Annotated in this window: 18 protein-coding genes; 11 read left to right on the top strand and 7 right to left on the bottom strand. The window is 46.9% G+C overall.

Features of this window, described 5'->3' with window-relative positions; translation table 11 throughout:
* Positions 1–5: 5 nt before the first annotated feature.
* Positions 6–2,429, top strand: coding sequence for a PKD domain-containing protein (locus ACJJIR_RS13215; RefSeq protein WP_444905709.1), 2,424 nt, complete (start codon positions 6–8; stop codon positions 2,427–2,429).
* Between the two features lie 111 nt (positions 2,430–2,540).
* Here ACJJIR_RS13215 and ACJJIR_RS13210 read toward each other — a convergent pair whose 3' ends face one another.
* The 4 genes from ACJJIR_RS13210 to ACJJIR_RS13195 form a co-directional block, all read right to left on the bottom strand.
* Positions 2,541–4,022 (bottom strand): ricin-type beta-trefoil lectin domain protein, encoded by a 1,482-nt coding sequence (locus ACJJIR_RS13210; RefSeq protein WP_444905708.1) that lies wholly within the window; start codon positions 4,020–4,022, stop codon positions 2,541–2,543.
* Positions 4,023–4,316: 294 nt separating this feature from the next.
* Positions 4,317–4,598: a 2TM domain-containing protein gene (locus ACJJIR_RS13205; protein WP_282933358.1), complete on the bottom strand. Its 282-nt coding sequence runs from the start codon at positions 4,596–4,598 to the stop codon at positions 4,317–4,319.
* Between the two features lie 165 nt (positions 4,599–4,763).
* Positions 4,764–5,393: a maleylacetoacetate isomerase gene (gene maiA / locus ACJJIR_RS13200; RefSeq protein ID WP_444905707.1), complete on the bottom strand. Its 630-nt coding sequence runs from the start codon at positions 5,391–5,393 to the stop codon at positions 4,764–4,766.
* Positions 5,394–5,469: 76 nt separating this feature from the next.
* The gene (locus ACJJIR_RS13195; protein ID WP_444905706.1) at positions 5,470–6,600 is read right to left on the bottom strand and encodes a homogentisate 1,2-dioxygenase; all 1,131 of its coding nucleotides are present in this window, start codon (positions 6,598–6,600) and stop codon (positions 5,470–5,472) included.
* 273 nt (positions 6,601–6,873) lie between these two features.
* On the opposite strand from ACJJIR_RS13195, the gene ACJJIR_RS13190 reads away from it, so the two are divergent.
* From ACJJIR_RS13190 to ACJJIR_RS13160, 7 genes are all read left to right on the top strand, one after another.
* Positions 6,874–7,374 carry a MarR family winged helix-turn-helix transcriptional regulator gene (locus ACJJIR_RS13190; protein WP_282933355.1) on the top strand — a complete coding sequence of 167 codons (501 nt, stop codon included), beginning with the start codon at positions 6,874–6,876 and terminating at the stop codon, positions 7,372–7,374.
* 26 nt (positions 7,375–7,400) lie between these two features.
* Positions 7,401–8,591, top strand: a complete 1,191-nt coding sequence (locus ACJJIR_RS13185; protein ID WP_444905705.1) for an amino acid aminotransferase — start codon at positions 7,401–7,403, stop codon at positions 8,589–8,591.
* A 69-nt stretch (positions 8,592–8,660) separates the two neighbouring features.
* Positions 8,661–10,052 carry a class II 3-deoxy-7-phosphoheptulonate synthase gene (locus tag ACJJIR_RS13180; RefSeq protein ID WP_444896762.1) on the top strand — a complete coding sequence of 464 codons (1,392 nt, stop codon included), beginning with the start codon at positions 8,661–8,663 and terminating at the stop codon, positions 10,050–10,052.
* Between the two features lie 335 nt (positions 10,053–10,387).
* Positions 10,388–10,612, top strand: coding sequence for a hypothetical protein (locus tag ACJJIR_RS13175; protein WP_444905704.1), 225 nt, complete (start codon positions 10,388–10,390; stop codon positions 10,610–10,612).
* A 260-nt stretch (positions 10,613–10,872) separates the two neighbouring features.
* On the top strand, positions 10,873–11,235 hold the full coding sequence (locus tag ACJJIR_RS13170; RefSeq protein WP_413665243.1) for a hypothetical protein: 363 nt from the start codon (positions 10,873–10,875) through the stop codon (positions 11,233–11,235).
* 329 nt (positions 11,236–11,564) lie between these two features.
* On the top strand, positions 11,565–12,272 hold the full coding sequence (locus ACJJIR_RS13165; RefSeq protein ID WP_444905703.1) for a hypothetical protein: 708 nt from the start codon (positions 11,565–11,567) through the stop codon (positions 12,270–12,272).
* A gap of 95 nt (positions 12,273–12,367) precedes the next feature.
* Entirely contained in the window at positions 12,368–13,183 is an 816-nt protein-coding gene (locus tag ACJJIR_RS13160; RefSeq protein ID WP_444905702.1) for a DUF817 domain-containing protein, read from the top strand.
* A gap of 28 nt (positions 13,184–13,211) precedes the next feature.
* Here ACJJIR_RS13160 and ACJJIR_RS13155 read toward each other — a convergent pair whose 3' ends face one another.
* Positions 13,212–14,282, bottom strand: coding sequence for an alkene reductase (locus ACJJIR_RS13155; protein ID WP_444905701.1), 1,071 nt, complete (start codon positions 14,280–14,282; stop codon positions 13,212–13,214).
* 95 nt (positions 14,283–14,377) lie between these two features.
* On the opposite strand from ACJJIR_RS13155, the gene ACJJIR_RS13150 reads away from it, so the two are divergent.
* The 3 genes from ACJJIR_RS13150 (at position 14,378) to ACJJIR_RS13140 (ending at position 16,264) form a co-directional block, all read left to right on the top strand.
* Positions 14,378–15,349, top strand: a complete 972-nt coding sequence (locus ACJJIR_RS13150) for a LysR family transcriptional regulator (protein ID WP_444905700.1) — start codon at positions 14,378–14,380, stop codon at positions 15,347–15,349.
* 148 nt (positions 15,350–15,497) lie between these two features.
* Entirely contained in the window at positions 15,498–15,866 is a 369-nt protein-coding gene (locus ACJJIR_RS13145; protein WP_444905699.1) for a VOC family protein, read from the top strand.
* Between the two features lie 11 nt (positions 15,867–15,877).
* Positions 15,878–16,264: a RidA family protein gene (locus ACJJIR_RS13140; RefSeq protein WP_444905698.1), complete on the top strand. Its 387-nt coding sequence runs from the start codon at positions 15,878–15,880 to the stop codon at positions 16,262–16,264.
* A 109-nt stretch (positions 16,265–16,373) separates the two neighbouring features.
* Here ACJJIR_RS13140 and ACJJIR_RS13135 read toward each other — a convergent pair whose 3' ends face one another.
* Complete coding sequence (locus tag ACJJIR_RS13135; RefSeq protein WP_444905697.1) at positions 16,374–17,330, bottom strand: right-handed parallel beta-helix repeat-containing protein; 957 nt, start codon at positions 17,328–17,330, stop codon at positions 16,374–16,376.
* Between the two features lie 686 nt (positions 17,331–18,016).
* Positions 18,017–18,967, bottom strand: coding sequence for a right-handed parallel beta-helix repeat-containing protein (locus tag ACJJIR_RS13130; protein ID WP_444905696.1), 951 nt, complete (start codon positions 18,965–18,967; stop codon positions 18,017–18,019).
* Between the last annotated feature and the right edge of the window lie 7 nt (positions 18,968–18,974).

Here is an 18,974-nt window from a genome sequence, read left to right as displayed (position 1 = left end):
CACAGATGAAAAGAGCACTAGCCCTTTGGGCCACGCTGTGCCTGTCTCTCGTACTCGTTGCCTGTGGTGGCGGCGGTGGTTCAAATAACAAGGTGGAAAAGCCCACTGCCAGTTTCAGCTTGCTGTCTCCTGCTGATACCACTTTCTCGCTGGCAGATGGCGATGTTACTGTCCAGTTGAACGGTACTGATAGCAGTAGCCCGCGAGATGCAAGCCTGACTTACCGTTGGGAGCTGATTGAGTGGCCTGAGCTTAGCTTGGCAGAGCTGACCAGCACTGAAGATGCCTACACTGAATTTACTGCCGATCTCCCGGGCGACTATGTGGTGAGCCTGATTGTAGATGACGGCACTGAAACCAGTGAAGCGGCTCGTATGACCCTGACTGCAACCAGCCCGAATCCAGTGGCCATTACTGAGCCGGTGCACAGTATTATCCTGGGAACTGATACTCTGGGGCTCGATGGCAGCTTGAGTACTCCTCCAACCAATGAGACTGGAGATCTGGAGTATTTGTGGTCCTTGGTTGAAAAACCGCTCGATAGTGCTGCATACCTGACTAACAGTGACTCTAGTCAAGCCACTTTGCATTTGGATGTCGAAGGTGACTACAGACTTGAGTTAGTTGTCACTTATAACGGAGTTGCCAGTGAGCCCGCGGAAGTTCTGGTAACTGTTTCCGCTGGTGATGCTCCACCTGTTGCAGTAACAGAAGACCAGACTATTACTCTTGGCGAAGAAGTTGTATTGGATGCGAGCGAGAGTTACGACCCTGAAGGTAATTCTCTGCAGTACCGTTGGAAGTGGGCATACAGCCCAGTTGAAACTGATGGTGTTCCGGTTCCTGAATTGGAAGGCGAGACAACTTCTACCGTTAAATTCACTCCTATTGCAGCAGATACTTACAACCTAATATTGTTTGTTTTTGATGGTGCCAGAAAGAGTGAAGAGCGCGAAGTTACCATTGTAGTTGAGGCTGATTCTGAAGCTGAGGTGAATGAAGCTCCAATTGGTGAGATAGAGGCTACTGGTTACTACCCGTCCTACAGTATTGGTGAGCAAGAGTTGGGTCTTCGTGCCGAGTTTAATTTTGTTGGCTATGACCCTGAGGGTGATGCTCTGCAAATTATTGATGCAGAATTGATCGAAAAACCTGAAGGCAGTGTTGCCGAGTTGGTAGATATTGGTTCTTGGAAACCAATGGGTAAAAAAATCCAAGAGCTGGATGTGGTTGGTACATATCGTGTAAGCATGACCGTTTCTGACGGGGCTAACCAAATCGACTTGGAAGCAACCATGGAGGCGAAGATCGGTGACGTAAATGGTTATCCTTCTACCCGTGGTGTTGAAGCCCAATCCAAGTCTGTGCTCGTTGGGGATGCCTTGGTGTTCGATGCCTCCAGTAGCGATCCTAATGATGATCCAATGGAATTCCACTGGGAGTTGGTTGACAAGCCCGATGGCAGTAATGCCGTAATTGAGCCAATCACCGAGCCTGAGAGTGGAGAGCTTCGCCGTGCTCAAGTTGTTACCGATGTGCCGGGTTCCTACACTGCACGTTTGATTGTCAGTGATGATCGTGGTTTATATGCTAAGACCTATTCTGAAGATGATGGTCTTGCAAAAGTTTCCAACACAGCACCAGAAATCCGCTCTGTAGTTTGGGCGCGTAACTGGGGTAGATTGTCCACTGACGAAGATTATTACCAAATCTTGCCGTGTATGTCCCTATTGCATCGTCCAGTAGTAGTAGATGCTGATGGTGACGAAGTGTTTACCTACGAAGAACTGATAAGTGCACCGGAAGGTGGTGAATTCACCAGTTACCCCGACAGTGAAGATTGTGAAAATACAGCTGGCACAGTATTTTCAAAGGCGGGCACCTATATTTTCCGCTACTACGCCACGGACTTGATTGACGATGCGCCGGAATACGATTTTGTTGTAGAAGTTGAGCCCATGAGTGAAGCTAAGGGTGTACGTCTGCGCAACATTAACTCCTGGGACGAGAGCCTGTGGCTGCCGATGCCGTACGAAAATATTCCAAGCTACGGCACTCCGTCTAACCTGCAGTGGGATACTTCTGCCACGGAAGAGGAATATCTGCAGTGGTCTTTGACTGCTGTTGATTCCGACTACACGATTGAAAATGTTCAGGTTAAGCATATCAATGGTGATTTGGAAAGTCTTACTCCCTGGTTTGAAGGTTTGGTAGAGGGGCAGGTTATCAGTGAAGGGGAGTCTTTAGACTTTAAGACCTGGATGCCAGCGGTACCGTGTATTCGTACCGATGACAAAGCAGAAGGTTTCCACTTCTCTTTCAATATTAAAGAGATTCCGGAGTTGACCTTCACCTATGAAACCTGGGTTGCTGCCGACGATGGCATGTTCGGTGATTGGAGACAGTGTGAAGCAGGTGAATTGGATTAACTGTCCAGAGCTTACTTTCCCAATAACGCATGTTTTTACAAGGGCCCCATAATGCTGGGATCTTTGAAAAAAGGGCGCCTGTAAAGGCGCCCTTTTTTTTGTAACTCGAATTCAAAAGCTACTCTGCTCCCAATCATCGACAGGCTCTAAAACGAACTGTTGGCTTTTGTCATTCTTATCACACTTGTAAACCTGAAGACGCTCACCCTCTTCGGTTGAACTACCCGGTGCGTCTATACAGTAGGTCCAGTTCTTATCGCGATTTTGGATGGCCCCACTTTCCTGGATTTGCCATTTTTCCGAATTGCCGCCGTCACAATCCCACAGGTGCATTTTATCGCCGTTATCAGCAGAGCCAGTGTTGAAGTCAACACAGTATTTATTATTACCCTTGGGACGGAGTTGGCCTTCAGCAGTATAAACAAACTGCTGTTCATTGCTGGAGCCACAGTTATTCATATTTAGGTTTGAGCCATTGCTATAGCCCTGGGAGACGGTCATGCACAAGTCAGCATTTGAGGCAGAACGGATTCTCAAATAGCCAGGAAGACTTCTCCTTACTCCGACAAAAGGAATTGCCGTGCCAGTATAATTGGGGGTGGTTGCGACTGTATCAGGATCCATCCCGATTGCAGTGGCACCATGTGCGATTGCTGTAAATATGTAGCCATAGTCGGTATTGCTAAAATCGCCAGAACTATCCCATAGGTGCATCAGCTGTTTGGTTTCAGCGGCTGCGTTGGCTGTTATCTGGTAATGATCGCCAGCCTGGACATTGCCGCAAAATATTCTTTGCGAACTACTGCTGTCTATTGAATCAATGGAGCTGGTAAATTCTTCTGGATCTGCGGTATCTATATCAGGACATAAAAATGCGCTCATCGCGTAGGAGTCTAATGCGGATTCCATTCGATTATTGACGTTGCCTGACTGTCCTCCGGTAAAAATAACGATTACTTTTTTGCCGTTATTTAATAAGTTGCCAACGCTAGGCCATCCCGTACTTGTAAGCGTGGTACGGTAATTTTCTGAGGAAGAAATTTGTTGTAAATATGTAAGCATATCCTGGTAGCTGTACTGGAGGTCGCCCAGCTCTTGTTGGATATACTGGTCAAGTAAATAAATTTCATCTGCATACCAGGCGTTAAACCAATCTAAATTGGTTTTCATATCGATATACAGCATTATTGGCGCTTCAATAGTGTTAACGGAGAGCCAGGATTTTATATCGTCCAGACAGTGTTCCAGACGATCATCGTCTCCGTTGCTATTGCACATGTGATTACCGATGTCGTTTTGTCCATGAGCAACATGGGGTCCATGGCTGCTACCTTGCCAGGAACCGTGATCTACGACATCGATTTCCAGTGATCGAAAGCCTTTGTCGAGCCAGTCAGTCAGTGTTTCACCGTCTTCTAGCCGCTCATAGCTGTTATGGGGCTGTAAGTAATAAAGCTCATCAATACGATGCTCACTGGTGGCCGCTTCTGCTTGGTAATCGGGCCAGTGAAAAGTGTCAGCTTTACTGATGCTGGGTATAGATATCCAAAGTGATAGACATAGAGCGCCTGTAGAGACTTTGAGGAAGGACATTGGGGTTCCTGTTATCGTTTTAATAGTATATTTATTATTTGTTATATAAAAAGTGTGTTAATACTTTGTTACCAGAGCTCGATAATTTAAGCCTGTTAATTAACTGTTTTTTTCAAACGGCTTGGGATGCGTAGATTTTTATTTAGATTACAGGTAATTGTTCGTAAGTAGGCAAGTGTTTGGAATTTTTGCGTTGACAGTGAGAGGCTAGGAGAAGAGTACTTTAAGGAAAGTACTCTAACATCTAAAGCATATGCTTGTATTTGGCGATGCTCCATCGCGCACGATTTATTGCTATTTACGCCCCATTCTCTTATCTATCTGCTTTCTCTCCCAATCTTCACCAAAGAAATTAAATAAATTGAAGGTGCTAATTGCATGGGAGGCGAGCCCTATACCCCAGCCAAATGCCGCCCAGAGTGACCATAAGTATCCGGGGGCGAGTATTAAGTTGGCAATTACTAGTCCCGAGATAACTAATAAATAGGTGATTAGGTGTTGGTAAAAGCTCTTCAGCTTCTTGACATGCTTAATGACTTCTTTTTCTTTGGGGGAGATCTGGTCTTGGGAGTTCATACTGATGACCTCGGCTGATTAGCTACAGCAGTGGGGAATATTATTATTCGAGTTATTTTCAAGTTTGGACAGGGATATTAACCACAGCCAATGACATGTGGCAAGTAGTGAAATTTTCGAGTGTATGAAGGATGCCCGATGAGACCAGGCATCCATAAAAGAGTACTACACAATACAGTCGGGTTGTTCTGAGGGGTGGGCTTTAATAAAGGCCGGCAGTTCATTGCAAGCGTCTGTGATTTTCTGGATTTTGGGGTACTGGGTCATATCCAGGCCAAAGCGTTCCGCACTGTATACTTGCGGGAGTAAGCAACACTCGAACAACCCTGGATTGTCTCCAGCGGCGAAAGGCGAGGGTCTTAATTGCTTCTCCAGCGCCGAGAAGCCCAGGTGTATCCAGTGCTGAATCCATTGAGTTTTTTGCTCATCACTGACTTTGAGTTCAGCCTGAAGGTACTGCAGAACCCTGAGGTTCTGTATAGGTTGAATATCGCTGGCAATACTTTGCGCGAGCGCGCGGATATGTGCGCGGGCCTCAGGGGCTTTTGGAAGTAGCGCTGGTTCTGGATGGGTTTCATCCAGCCATTCCAAAATGGCGAGGGATTGGGTGAGACTGGTTTCGCCATTATTCAGGGTTGGCAGTAGCCCGTGTGGATTCAACGTGCGGTAGTCGTCTCCGTGCTGGTCTCCCTTGAGCAGGTTTACCGGGTGATACTCGTATTCCAGGCCTTTCAAGTTGAGCCCGATACGCACTCGGTAGCTGGCGGATGAGCGAAAGTATCCGTAAAGGTCCATTCTCTTTCCTTTTCTTTGTTTTGGCGTTTGGCTGTTTGAATGTCAGCCTTTTTGGTGTTGTCTGGATGCGCCGTATTCATTTTGGCTTCCAGGAGTTTACATAATCTGTTAGCTCCACGGCATGGGCATCCGGGAGAATATCCCAGGGGGTGCGGCTGTCGATCATTACAGCAACTTCATCGGTTTCCTTGCGTGCATGCCGGGCCCCGGTAGCAAATGCCTTGGGATGGGGGCCGTGGGTAAACCCCATGGGGTGGAGGGTAAGCATCCCCGGATGAATATTGTCGCGGCTAAAGAAGTCACCACGGTGATAGAAGATGAGTTCATCAAAGTCATCATTGTTGTGAAAGAAGGGGACTTTGAGTGCGCCCGGGTCACTCTCAATCGGGCGAGGTACAAAAGTCGCTACAACAAAACCTTGTGCGACAAAGGTGGTATGAGCTGAAGGGGGTAGGTGGTAGCGGTGGCTCATCAGCGGGCGTATATCGCGCCAGTTGATGCGAACGGCCAGGTTGTCCCCAGTCCAACCACAGGCGTCCAGTGGGTTGAAGGGGTAGGTAATGGTCGACAGCTGTTGCCGGGCTTTAACCACAACCCGCCACTCATCATCGCCCTGTTGATCGAGAAAGGCTTTATCTATACGAGGCACATCCAGCATCGCCTGGTCAAAAATTGCATTGGGGCCAAGGATGCCTTTTTCGGGGAGCTGAAAATGGCTACCTATCGCCTCTACCATCAATAGTTCCAGCGGCTCATCCTCTGTCGGCGTCAGGCGCCATAAGGTGCCGCGGGGCAGCAGGATATAGTCGCCATCGCGAATAGAGAGGTGGCCAAAATCGCAGAACAAGTCGCCGCTCCCATTGTGTATAAACAGGAGTTGGTCGCCGTCAGCGTTGCGCACCAGATGATTCATAGGCTCCCGGCAGGTCCAGAGGGCGACCTGACTATCCTGGTTTCGCAGGATCGGCTTTTGATCCCAGGGGCTTGTTCCTTTGTGCTTCATTTGCGTGGCATCAAAAGCGTGGGGACGCAATGGACCTTCGAACTGGCTCCAGCCGGTGGGGGGATGACGATGGTAGAAGTGGGTGCAGGGTCCAAAAAAACCCTCTTTGCCCATTTCCCTTTCAAAGCTGTTGGGTGGGAAATCTGCATGGGCTTGGCGGCTTGTATTTCCTTCCGTTCGCGGAAAGCTGATCCACTGTTTCATAGCGTGGCCTCGCTTCTGTGCGGATGGTTCGAAGGTGTGGCGAAAAATTGAGCATCTCAGCGCCACTTACACGCAAATTTCTTGCGCCATAGACCCAATTAGTTCGCAAATATGGCGCAAAAAAACCTATACTGTCCGGCCATTTTTTCGTATGGCCCGGTAACTTTTCCAGAAAGTATTTGTGCCGATAGTGGTTACAATTGAAACCAATGTTAGTTAAATTGAGTAACAGGTACAACCGGGACACCCGAGCAGGCAGGTTTGAGGGCAGCTATGACAATCGAACAAAACACGCGACCCACCGTTGTTGAGAACGACGAGCTGCGCCTCGAAAAGTTCTTACCCTACCGCCTCTCGGTACTTTCCAACCGGGTGAGTAATGCTATTGCGCAAGCTTATGGTGCGCGCTTCCACCTCACCATTCCCGCTTGGCGGGTTATGGCAATTCTGGGTCGTTTTCCCGATTTATCCGCCGCCGAGCTGGTTGAGCAGACGGCGATGGACAAGGTCGCAATCAGTCGGGCCGTCTCTTCCCTGTTAAAGAATGACTACATTACACGCAGTGAAGATCCCGGTGACCGGCGCCGGCAAGTGCTGAACCTGTCGGAGCTGGGGCGAGATATTTATGCTCGCATAGTGCCGCTGGCCCATCAGTACGAGAATGACTTGATGGCATCCCTATCCACTGAGGAGCGGGAACAACTGGATAGCATTATTGATAAGTTAATGGTGCGCGCGAAGGAATGGTCTGAGCGCGGCCTCGTTGATGAATAAATGAGAAAACTAAGAGGAGTTTTCAGATGTTTGAGCATTTAAACAGCCTTCCGCCAGATCCGATTTTGGGCCTTTTGGCCAGCTACCGCGCGGATGAAAACTCCAGCAAAATTGATCTCGGTGTGGGCGTCTACAAAGATGAGGCAGGCCATACCGCTGTCTTGCAAGCCGTCAAGGAAGCCGAAACCCGCTTATTGCAGGGTGAGGAAACCAAGGCCTATATCGGCCCGGCCGGAACTCCAGGTTTCAACACAGTCATGCAGGAGCTGGTACTGGGTGCCGGGCACCCCGCGTTGGTGGGCGGTCGCGTTCGCTCAGCTCAAACTCCCGGTGGATGTGGTGCTTTAAGAGTTCTGGCGGAATTGATTAATCGCGCCAAAGCTGGGGCAACCGTGTGGGTGAGTGACCCCACTTGGGCTAACCATGTGCCGCTTCTGGGTAATGCGGGCTTGCAAATTAAGAGCTACCCCTACTACGACCGCGCTACCAGCAGTTTGCAGTTCGACAAAATGGTCGAGACTCTGAAGGATGTGGGTGAGGGAGATGTTGTTCTTTTCCACGCCTGCTGTCATAACCCCTGTGGTGCGGATCTGTCCCGCGAGCAGTGGAAAGTGTTGGCGGAAATGGCGCAAAAGCAGGGCTTCACGCCGTTTATCGATATGGCCTATCAGGGCTTTGGCGAGAGCCTGGAAAATGATGCCTACGGCCTGCGCTTGATGGCTGAATCTGTTCCAGAAATGCTGGTCGCGGCTTCCTGCTCGAAAAATTTTGGCCTCTATCGCGAACGTGTCGGCCTGGCTATGGTGATTTATGCGAATGGTGAAGCCGCCGATAAAGGCCATAGCCAGTTGCTGAGCGCTATTCGTGGCAACTATTCCATGCCACCTTCCCACGGTGCTGCCATTGTAGAATCTATTCTTACTGATGCGGGACTGAAAGCGAACTGGGAAGCTGAGCTGACCGAAATGCGCGAGCGTATTAACGGTTTGCGTGCTGGATTGGTAGAAGGGCTCGCCGCAGCGGGTGCTGCCGGTGAGTTTGGCTTTATCCGCCAGCAGAAAGGGATGTTCTCATTCCTGGGTATCAATCCCGAACAGGTACAACAGCTGCAAAAGGACTATTCCATTTATATGGTGGACTCGAGTCGCATCAGTATTGCCGGCCTGAGTTCCAATAATATGGAATACTTCTGTAAGGCTGTTGCCAGCGTGCTGTAAATTCGGCACATTTGGGGGTGAGCAATATGCTCACCCTTAAGATTTATCCTTTAGAAGTAAGAGTGAAAGATGGAAGTTGAGCTAGGAGTCCCAGTGCCCGAATCCCCCACCCAAATTTGGACCCCCCAGAGCTGGCGAAACTTCACCGCACATCAACAGCCCCAATACACGTCTGCCGAAGATGTTGCCCAGGTGGCTAAACAGCTCTCTGGTCATCCGCCCCTGGTTTTTGCGGCAGAGGCTCGCGAGCTGCGCCGTCAGCTGGCTCAGGTTGCCGAGGGGAAAGCCTTCCTTTTGCAGGGCGGTGATTGTGCTGAATCTTTTGCCGATTTTAATGCAAACCGCATTCGCGATACTTTCAAGGTATTGTTGCAGATGGCTGTCGTGCTCACCTTTGCCGGTAACCTGCCGGTGGTGAAAGTTGCGAGAATGGCCGGCCAATATGCCAAACCCCGTTCAGCAAATACCGAGACGGTGAACGGAGTAGAACTGCCCAGCTACCGTGGCGATATTATCAACGGCATTGATTTTACTGCTGAAGCGCGCATACCTGACCCTCAGCGGATGGTAACTGCTTATAACCAATCGGCAGCCACCCTGAACCTACTGCGAGCTTTCGCCCAGGGGGGATTGGCCGATCTGCATCAGGTGCACAAATGGAATCTCAGCTTCCTGAAGAATAATCCTCAGCGGGAAAAATATGCCCAGCTGGCGGAACGCCTTCAGGAAGCTTTAGAGTTTATGGCGGTATGTGGTGTTACCTCAGAGAACTCTCCCGCAATTCGTGAGACTTCACTCTATACCTCTCATGAGGCGCTATTACTTGAATACGAGCAAGCGCTGACAAGAACCGATAGCCTTACTGGCAAATGGTATGACTGCTCCGCACATATGCTGTGGATTGGTGAACGCACTCGGCAACTGGATGGCGCTCATGTGGAGTTTCTCTCCGGTGTTTGTAACCCGATTGGGGTGAAAGTTGGTCCAAAGATGCAACCGGATGAGTTGCTGCGTTTGATCGATAAGCTCAACCCCGAGAACGATGCAGGTCGCCTTACACTGATTACCCGTATGGGCGCCGATACTTTGGGAGAAAAATTGCCTGCATTGGTGCGCGCCATTCAAGCGGAGGGGCGCTCGGTGGTATGGAGCACTGATCCCATGCATGGCAATACCGTTAAAGCGGGTAACGGCTATAAAACTCGCGATTTTGAAAAAATCCTGCGGGAAATTCGCGACTTTTTCTCGGTACACTGGGCCGAGGGAAGCCATCCCGGCGGTATCCATCTGGAAATGACCGGGCAGCATGTCACTGAGTGCACCGGTGGAGCTTGGAAAATTTCTGAAGCAGACCTCGCCAGTTGCTACCGCACCCAATGCGATCCGCGACTAAATGCCGATCAGGTGTTAGAACTGGCGTTTTGTGTTTCTGAATGGTTGCGCGCTGGTCGAATCGCTTAATTGGCTGTTCTCTTTAATTAAGAAATTCTGAATGTAAAACCTCTTATCTTGAGCCTTTGGCTCGAATAAGAGGTTTTCATTTCTCTCGACTGAAACTCCCTCTAAATCAGTATTCTATATTTGTCAGACTGTATGTGAGGAGCTGCTCCTTTTACAGTTAAGTCATTCAAGCTGAACATTCTCCAGGTTTTACTTCGACTGAAAGTATTTAAGTATCAATTAAAGCCACCTCATTTATTAGATTAGGGGATGGATATCCCTTAAACGACATTGTTGATAATATTTGATAGTTTATTCTGTCAATTTTTGTAAAAGTAAAAATGTAGGGTGGGGTAATGGTGCGAACTATCGAGTTTTTGTTGGGGTTATGTCTTGTTGGCCTTGGTATTTACAGCGGAATTACGGTAGAAATCGATGTTTACGCGATAATGCTAGTCGTATTTGGTATAGGTTTGATGGCACGATGGTTCGGTTCCTCCAGTAGCGATGAGGATGATGGTTGGTACGATAGTAATTCTGGCAGTAGTTCGAGTGGCAGTTCTTGCAGTAGCGATGATTAGTTTCTGTTTGACAAGCTATTCTTGGAGGCTGCTATATTAGCTGGTTGTGCGTGCGCTGACTCGCATTTATCGGGATGAGCTATTGCGCTGTTAATACCCGCCAATTAGAATTCATGGCCTGTGCAGGGGCCTTGAATAATCTGATGAGAGGCTGTCTCCCTCCTTTATTTGGGTGACTTTACCTTGCTGTATTTATTCTATTTATAAAGTGAAAGTTGGGGGAAGTTATGACCAATCCGTATGTGGCACCAACCTCGGATGTGAGTACTGATGCTGTTAATAATTCTGGACAGAAAAGCGATGTCATTCCAGAGGGAGTTAAAGGTTGGAGTTGGGGTGCTTTTCTCTTAAATTGGATATGGGCTATATTTAACAAAAGCTATATCGGTTTGCTGGCTTTTATTCCTTATATTGGGTTAATTGTTGCTATTTACCTGGGAATTAAGGGGCGCGAACTCGCCTGGAAAAATAAGCAATGGGAAAGCCTTGAGCATTTTAATTCTGTCCAGAAAAAGTGGTCTGTTTGGGGTGTTTGTTTGTTGATAATTCCTATTTTGGGTATTCTTGCTGCAGTCGCACTACCTGCATATATGGACTACCAGAGTGCGGTAGGGGCTCAGTAGATCGAGTTCTTTATTGACAAAGGGTTTGGCTTCCCGCCATTCCCTTTCTGGTGAATTCCCTGACTTTTCTCCTCACTATAACTAGTATGACTATATTTTCAATATAATTGAGTCATGTTCAAATTCCGAGAAGGGCGCTACAAGCTTGTTGAAGAGTGTGGTGTTTAAGTTTTGATTGATTATGCCAGGATAGGTTTAGAAATAAGGTGTAATCGATTTCGGTCTTTAAATCTGTATCATGTACCATTTTGCGCTGGCTTGAAGCTTAAGTGACTTGTCAGCAGTGCTAGCTAACCAGCTTGACGCTGGTTGTATAGGGATAAAGCAAAATGACAGATATGGTAAAGGGACATTACTCAGTTAGTCGCAGGAAGTTTTTTGCTGCAAAAATATTGAGCGTATTGTCGGCACTAGTAGCAGTGTTATGGGCACTTACCCAGTATCTATTTCCTGAGCCCATGATTTACCTATACGGCATATGGCGCCCTGAGTATTATGTAGCCTTTATGGCTATTGTGATTGTGTGCACTTCTCTATCTCTTTGTATTTGGAGCTACTTAAAAAATCGCTACCTATTTGGTGTGGTTTTGGTTTTGGCTTATTCGATCTCTTGTTTTTCATTTTTTATTCTGGGGAAGGAGTATCACAGTCCGGATTTTGTTGCGGGTCTTCCAAAAACGACTTCTGAAGGTGGTGCTGTTTACCTGCAAGGGGTCGAGATTCATCACAATAATTGTGTAAGGCAGGGCGGTACAGTGCAGTGCCGTATGACCGTGACTAATCGGAGAAGTCGGCAAAAAGTAAGGCTTTCCTCCTGGCGCCTGATTATGAAAGATGGCGCTGTTTTCAAGGAGTATGAGGCATTTAGGGGTGGGCAGGAAGTGAGGGGAATGGTAAATCTGGAGCTTCCCCGCGGTTCTGAGGCCGAGCTGGAAATCGTGTTTTTTGAAGTCCCTGAGAACTATACTGAAATCTTGAATCTCGGCTTTAAGGCCGGGAGTAAAGCGTTTGGATTTAAAAACATAAATGTCAGATAGTTTTTTCTAAAGATAGAAAGGTATTGGAATCGGTAGGCTTGAAGCCACAGAAATTTTCCACTTAGGTGTTGTTTGCAGTGTTATCAAGTGTGGATTTGAAACGATATATTCGTGAGTTCTGGTTGTTTGGCTTGAGGCAGGCTTATGCCTGTATTTTCGGTGGCTTCTTGCTGGGAGTTATGATTGTCACCAACTATTGGTATCCACTGGAATCGATTCACCGGTATGACTTTATCTTTCTGGCTGCTATAGCCTTTCAGGTCTTTCTTCTAGCTACAAAACTGGAAACATTCAGGGAGTCAATAGTTATTGTCGTATTTCATGTCGTTGCGACCGTCATGGAGATATTTAAGACATCTGACGCTATTGGCTCATGGAGTTACCCGGAAGAGTACTTCTTTGGGATTGGTAATGTGCCACTGTTTACAGGGTTCATGTATAGCGCAGTGGGCAGTTACATTGCTCGAGTGTGGCGAATTTTTGAATTTGAATATTCTCACTATCCATCAAAATTGCTGACAGTTGTTCTGGTTGTGTTTATCTATGTCAACTTCTTTACACATCACTATATCTGGGATTTCCGCTGGGCATTACTAGCAGGAACAGCGTTAATGTTTTATCGAACCAATATTTACTTTAAGGTCGTTGAAAAGCATCGCTCTATGCCGCTTCTTTTGGGGTGGTTGCTGGTAGCACTGTTTATTTGGTTTGCTGAAAACATTGCTACTTTTGCAAATATATGGATTTACCCTAATCAATCCCACGAATGGCAAATGGTATCTCTGGCGAAGCTCAGCTCATGGTATCTACTGATGCTGCTGAGTTTTGTACTGGTCTCACTGATTAATAACGTGAAGATCCGTTCCGAGACTGCTGGTGCTCCGAGTACGGAAAGCAGGTCGCCCGCTTAAGGCGACCTAGCTGCTTGCTCCTTAAAGGTTAGGGCATTGTGGGGTAATCGGTATATCCGTTTGCGCCACCGGTATAGAAGGTGTTTGGGTCTGCTTCATTTAAGCTCGCATCGGCTTTAAAACGCTTTAGCAGGTCCGGGTTCGCCAGGAATGGAACGCCGAAGGCAACCGCATCTACTTGCTGCTGCCCGATGGCTGTATTGGCCTCATCTCGCCCGTACCCCATATTGCCAATCAGATTGCCCTGATACAGTTCCCTTGCTGGAGTCAATACATCTCCGAGTTGCTCGCCGAGGAAGTCGGCTCGCATCAAGTGCCAGTAGGCCAAATTATATTCATTCAATTTTGATGCAAACCAGCGAGTGTGCCTCTCAGGATCGCTATCACGCATGCTGTTGAATCCGTTTAGGGGAGAAGTTCGCAATCCAACTTTGCCGGAGCCCCAAACTTCGATAACGACTTCCAGAACTTCAAACAGCAAGCGTGCACGATTCTCTAGAGATCCACCGTACTCGTCTGTTCTAAGGTTTGAGCCATCCCGCAAAAAACTGTCCAAGAGGTAGCCGTTTGCACCATGAACCTCAACTCCATCGAAGCCAGCATCTCTAGCATTGATTGCTCCCTGTTTAAAAGCCGCGATAATTCCTGGGATCTCCACAGTTTCAAGGGATCTTGGGGTGGTGTAAGGTTTTTTTCCGTCCGGTGTGTGAACCGTATCGTCAATGGCGATTGGGCTGGCTGCAACCGGCGTTGTGCCATTATTCAAATCGGGGTGACTGGCTCGCCCACCGTGCCAAAGTTGCAGGAATATCTTGCCGCCTCTCTCGTGAACGGCGTCAGTCACTTGTCTCCAGCCTTCGATCTGTTCCTGGGAGTAGATACCTGGCTCAGAAATAAAGGCTGAAGTTCCCTCTGCCACCATAGTTGCCTCGGCAATAATCAGGCCGGCGCCAGCCCTCTGTGCATAGTACTCAGCCATTAAAGGGGTAGGTACGTGGTTTTCAGCTCTTGCGCGGGTCAGGGGCGCCATCACCGCACGGTTGGCAAGCTTCACATCACCTAATTGAATACCTGTAAACAGATCCTGTGTCGCAGTCATCTTGTGTGCCTCAATGTTGTCACGAAAAGCAGTTGTCTATCGATGGCGCACAGACTAAGCTCACAGCTTATTGGAAACAATAAGGTGTTTGGAAATTGATTGTTCGCGATTTGGAAACTATAGACTTTCGAACTTTATCGATCTTTGTGACCACTTGCAGACTGCTGAGTCTCACCCAGTGTGCCGAGGAGCTGGGACTGCCCAAATCTACAGTGAGCAAAGCCATTTCGAAGCTGGAAGAACAACTACAAGCCAAGCTGCTGGAGCGCTCTACACGGAAAATTGAGATTACTGATGCGGGTAGGGTTACCCTTCGCCGGGCCTCTTTACTGGTGGAGGAGTTTAAATCCTTGCGCGAGGATGTGCGGGAGATAGAGCAGCAAGTACAGGGGTTGCTGCGTGTATCGGCTCCCCCGGCCATGGGGAGCTACCTGGCCCAGTATATTTTCCCTCCATTTCTCCAGCAGTGGCCGAAAGCCCAAATCTCGCTGGAGCTATCCAACACTTTTGATGACCTGTTTATTCAGGGTATAGACCTGGCAATTCGTGTCGGGCAGATCGCCGATGACCGTTTGGTGGCGAAAGAAATCGGGTATACGACTCAGGTTCTGGTAGCCAGTCCGGACTATTTAAGGGAGTACGGAATACCTGAGTCACCCCAGGAACTCAGGCAGCACAATTGTATTACAGCCGGGACTGCCCCTGAGTCTGCTTTTTGGACTCTGGTTTCCGAAAACAAAACGGAATCTATCGAAGTGCGAAGTAACTTCCATTGTGGCAATCCAGAAACGGCAAAAAGAGCTGCTGCTGGCGGGGTGGGAATAGCTCAAATTCCGGTTAACAGCATGATCTGTGAGTTGGAGAAGCAGGAGTTAATACGAATATTTCCCGAATGGCACGCGATATTTATGCCAATTTATGTAGTCTATCGGCCCGGAGTCAATAAGCCCAAGAGAGTCTCGGCAATGTTGGAGTATTTAAATGAAATTAAAGGCCGATTTGAGTTCGGTCCTGATCACCAGCTATGCCAATATGAGACCTGCCCGTTGACTACTGGGAATTTGTAGAATTTAGGTATGGGCAATTATCTGGAGGTGCCGTTCTCACTAAATAGAGACCTGATCACGGATTGAAACCTTTGAAATACAGTAGTTGCTTTAGCGGTAAGACCATAAAATCTTAGGTTTTACTATTCCCAATAGGGTGCTTTACGACATGATTTCTCATATAACATTAGGTACAAATAACTTGCCTAGGGCGGGGCTGTTTTATTGCAAGATTTTAGCCCCTATTGCTGCGGAGGAAGTTTATCGCTCTGATACAGTTATTTTCTGGCAGTTTAAAGGCTCCTCCACAAAACTTGCTGTTACTGCTCCCTATGATAAAAAGCAGGCGAGTATTGGTAACGGTACAATGTTAGCCCTTAACGTTGGCAGTATTGATAAAGTCGACAAGATTTTTTCTCTAGCGCTTGGACTTGGAGAGACATCTGAAGGTGGTCCAGGCTATAGGAATTCGGAATCTTTTTATGGGGCCTATTTTAGGGATTTGGATGGAAATAAAATAGCCGTATTTACTCGTTAGAAGGAGTTAAAGTGAGAAAATTGATAAGCTCCGGTTCATACCTTGAGAATCCCATAGGGTTTTCAAGAGCCTGTAGGATCGGGGGGCAAATCGCTATATCGGGGACCGCTCCTATATCGGAGGGCAAAACTGCCTTTATCGGTGATGTTTATGGCCAGACCAAACTCTGCTTGGATATTGCTGTCGCTGCTCTTAAGGAGGCTGGTGGACATCTGCCTGACGTTATAAGAACCCGGATTATGTTAGTTGATATAAAGCGCTGGGAAGATGCGGCCAGGGCACATGGGGAACTATTTTCAGATATTCGCCCTGCCTGTACTTTTGTGGAGGTTAAGGGGTTTATTGACTTTAATTGGTTAGTGGAGATTGAGATGGATGCCGTTGTCTCTGAAAGTTAATTTGAAAAGGGGGTAATGCCGACCTGAAATAGTATCATTGGCAGTAAGGGGGGGCGGGGTTATTGCCTTAGTTTAAAGGCTAATAACCCCGGCAGACGTAACTTAGGGTTTATTCAAGGCAGCTCGGCTCAGCTGATGAGAAGGTGTTGCCTGACCAAAGGTTATTGTTAACGCTACAATCCTCACTCTCAAAAAGATCTTCAAGGTCGAATAAGCCGTTTCCTGTGGCAGTGTTAAAGACAATGTTATTGCCAATGGCGTTAACACCGGTAACTAATATACCGTAAGCTCCATTGTCACTACTGGTATTTTGACTGATGCCATTGTTGGATGCGGAAAATTCTAATGAAATTCCAGAAGATCCATTTTCTGTTGTTGTGTTATTTGAAACGGTGCATGAGCTTCCTTCAATTTCAATACCTGTATTGTCATTGTCTTGTACAATGTTTGAAACAAAGACAGAAAAATCTCCATCTAATTCGACCCCATCACTGTCGGACCCAGTAATAGTATTGCCGATTATTGTATTGGAAGTGCCGTCAACTTCCATACCCTCGTCACCGGATAACTCAATAATGTTTTGGGAAATAAAATTAAGGTTACCATTGATATCGATTCCATCATCTGAGTCATTCCCGTCACCAAGTGCATAATTGCCTGTGACGATATTGCTATCACTGCTTACAACAATGGCATCGTCCAGTGGAAGCAATGCATTTATGCCATATACAGTGTGCCCACCCGCCTCTAAGAGTAAAACTGCATCATTGCAACCATTTACTGTTCCGGTGGATAATTCAGCTGATGTGCCTATAAGCACGATTCCATTGCCTGCATCTGATCCTAAGCAAGTCAAGGAATGTCCATTCATATACAGACTTCCAGTTGGCCCCTGAATTGTTAAGGCAGGAGCATCCGTAAACTCACAAACTAGATCCTCGGTTAGGGTGGCGGGTTCGGTAATGACATCTCCGCAATCTACCGCATTGACCGTTAATGATAGGGAGACTCCTAAAGTAAATAGAGTCATGGAAAGGGTTTTAGGGTATTGGATAGGGTAGAACATAGGTAACTCCTTTTAACAGCTATAAGAAGTGTAGATATTAATACGGTGATATACTTTAATGAGGCAGTATTAGCTGTCTACATCTTTTATAGCGCTACGGAGTTTTTGGTGGTTTTTGTTGGTTTTTGTTGGTTTTTGTTGGTTTTTGGTGGTTTTTGGTGGTTTCTGGTGGTTTTTGCGTGCGCCTGGGGCCTGTGTGTAATTATCAGAAAATTATATAAAGCTCCTCATTTTTCTGGTTTACATAATCAAGACAGTAGGAGTTAGATATTGTGAATATATTGTTTTCTATGATTTGTTTGAAGTGAAAACTGGATTATCTACACTGAAATATAATCCGTTAATACTACCATTGGTTAGTTGAGCGCCCCTATTATCTCTATTTCTATACCGAGTTCGCTAGTGTTGTACATGGGGTTGTAGACATTAATATATAAATCTTATGCCAGAATAAGATCTGCGGACTCACTATGCTAGAACCTGATCGAAAGTGGTAGGTAGGGTTATCCGTTGTTGTCTGAGTTAATTAACATGTAGAGGATTGCGGTATATTTTCCTAGTTGATATTGTCGTGTGTTTAAGGGTGACCCTCTTTTTGAAATTAAAAGAGGGTCGTTTGTACATTTAAATTCTCAATTAATGATTTTTTTGCTGGCCATATGCTTATATGGTCTTAAATTATCAATTCAATCGAGGCAGCCCGGGTCAGAAGTGGTGAATGTATTGTTTATCCAGGTATTGCTGCTTATGCAAGCAAAGTTTTCTGGATCATATAAGTCGTAGGTATGGCCCTTGGAGAAGTTGCCAGAAATCGTATTGTCGGTGGGCATACTGTCCGCAATATATATCCCATAAGTGCCATTATAAATAACGTTATTATTGGCAATATTATTGAATTCGCCCTGTAGTAGCTGGATTCCCGCAAAATCATTATCTGCAATCTTATTTTGCGCGATAGTGCCGTAGCTACCAGCAACTGAAATACCTTGGTAACCATTGAAGTTGGATGTGTTGTGGGTTACACGTGAAAAAATACCGCCAGCTACAATTCCATCGGTTGCACAAAAATAGACCTCGTTAAAATAAACATGATTGTAGGCTCCTGTAATTTCGATGCCAGGATTGTCAGTATTTCCAACAAAATTGTTGTTGACGAGATTGTTGTTACCCTGGATTAGGATACCTTCATCCACAACCCCACTACCTCCAGTGATTGTCATGTTGCTGACTACATTGAAATTGCTTTTGACATAAACAGCATTATTACCAGAATCAGTGATAGTGAAACCTGTAACATAATGGCCACCATCACCTCCAACAGTCACAGCGTCGCCGCAACCGATTACGCTACCCCCGCTAAGCCGCGCACCACTTTCCAGTAAAATAATACCTGTGCCAAATTTATTGGTGGAACAGGTCAAACTGTAATCTCCCATTGAAAGGCTGCCAGATGGCCCTTCAATTGCTATTGCGACAGAAAATTCATCAGCAATAGTGCACACTAAATCACTATCGAGGGTGGTTGGAGTGGTTATTACGTCACCGCAGCTAACCGCCTGAGCTTGTGAGCCTGTGGCGACACCCATTGATAAAACCGCAACAGCTGCACCAAGTGGTAAAATGGATTTCTTTTGCATGAGTCTT

The sequence above is a fragment of the Microbulbifer maximicatervae (SeqCode) genome (assembly GCF_052467385.1).
The sequence above is the reverse complement of the archived record's forward strand: the minus strand, read 5'-3'. Positions and strand labels throughout refer to the sequence as shown.

Excerpts from the sequence above, each read along its gene's own strand:
- ACJJIR_RS13215 (WP_444905709.1), top strand. The coding sequence starts at position 6 with ATGAAAAGAGCACTAGCCCTTTGGGCCACGCTGTGCCTGTCTCTCGTA.
- ACJJIR_RS13210 (WP_444905708.1), bottom strand. The coding sequence starts at position 4,022 with ATGTCCTTCCTCAAAGTCTCTACAGGCGCTCTATGTCTATCACTTTGG.
- ACJJIR_RS13205 (WP_282933358.1), bottom strand. The coding sequence starts at position 4,598 with ATGAACTCCCAAGACCAGATCTCCCCCAAAGAAAAAGAAGTCATTAAG.
- maiA (WP_444905707.1), bottom strand. The coding sequence starts at position 5,393 with ATGGACCTTTACGGATACTTTCGCTCATCCGCCAGCTACCGAGTGCGT.
- ACJJIR_RS13195 (WP_444905706.1), bottom strand. The coding sequence starts at position 6,600 with ATGAAACAGTGGATCAGCTTTCCGCGAACGGAAGGAAATACAAGCCGC.
- ACJJIR_RS13190 (WP_282933355.1), top strand. The coding sequence starts at position 6,874 with ATGACAATCGAACAAAACACGCGACCCACCGTTGTTGAGAACGACGAG.
- ACJJIR_RS13185 (WP_444905705.1), top strand. The coding sequence starts at position 7,401 with ATGTTTGAGCATTTAAACAGCCTTCCGCCAGATCCGATTTTGGGCCTT.
- ACJJIR_RS13180 (WP_444896762.1), top strand. The coding sequence starts at position 8,661 with ATGGAAGTTGAGCTAGGAGTCCCAGTGCCCGAATCCCCCACCCAAATT.
- ACJJIR_RS13175 (WP_444905704.1), top strand. The coding sequence starts at position 10,388 with ATGGTGCGAACTATCGAGTTTTTGTTGGGGTTATGTCTTGTTGGCCTT.
- ACJJIR_RS13165 (WP_444905703.1), top strand. The coding sequence starts at position 11,565 with ATGACAGATATGGTAAAGGGACATTACTCAGTTAGTCGCAGGAAGTTT.
- ACJJIR_RS13155 (WP_444905701.1), bottom strand. The coding sequence starts at position 14,282 with ATGACTGCGACACAGGATCTGTTTACAGGTATTCAATTAGGTGATGTG.
- ACJJIR_RS13145 (WP_444905699.1), top strand. The coding sequence starts at position 15,498 with ATGATTTCTCATATAACATTAGGTACAAATAACTTGCCTAGGGCGGGG.
- ACJJIR_RS13135 (WP_444905697.1), bottom strand. The coding sequence starts at position 17,330 with ATGTTCTACCCTATCCAATACCCTAAAACCCTTTCCATGACTCTATTT.
- ACJJIR_RS13130 (WP_444905696.1), bottom strand. The coding sequence starts at position 18,967 with ATGCAAAAGAAATCCATTTTACCACTTGGTGCAGCTGTTGCGGTTTTA.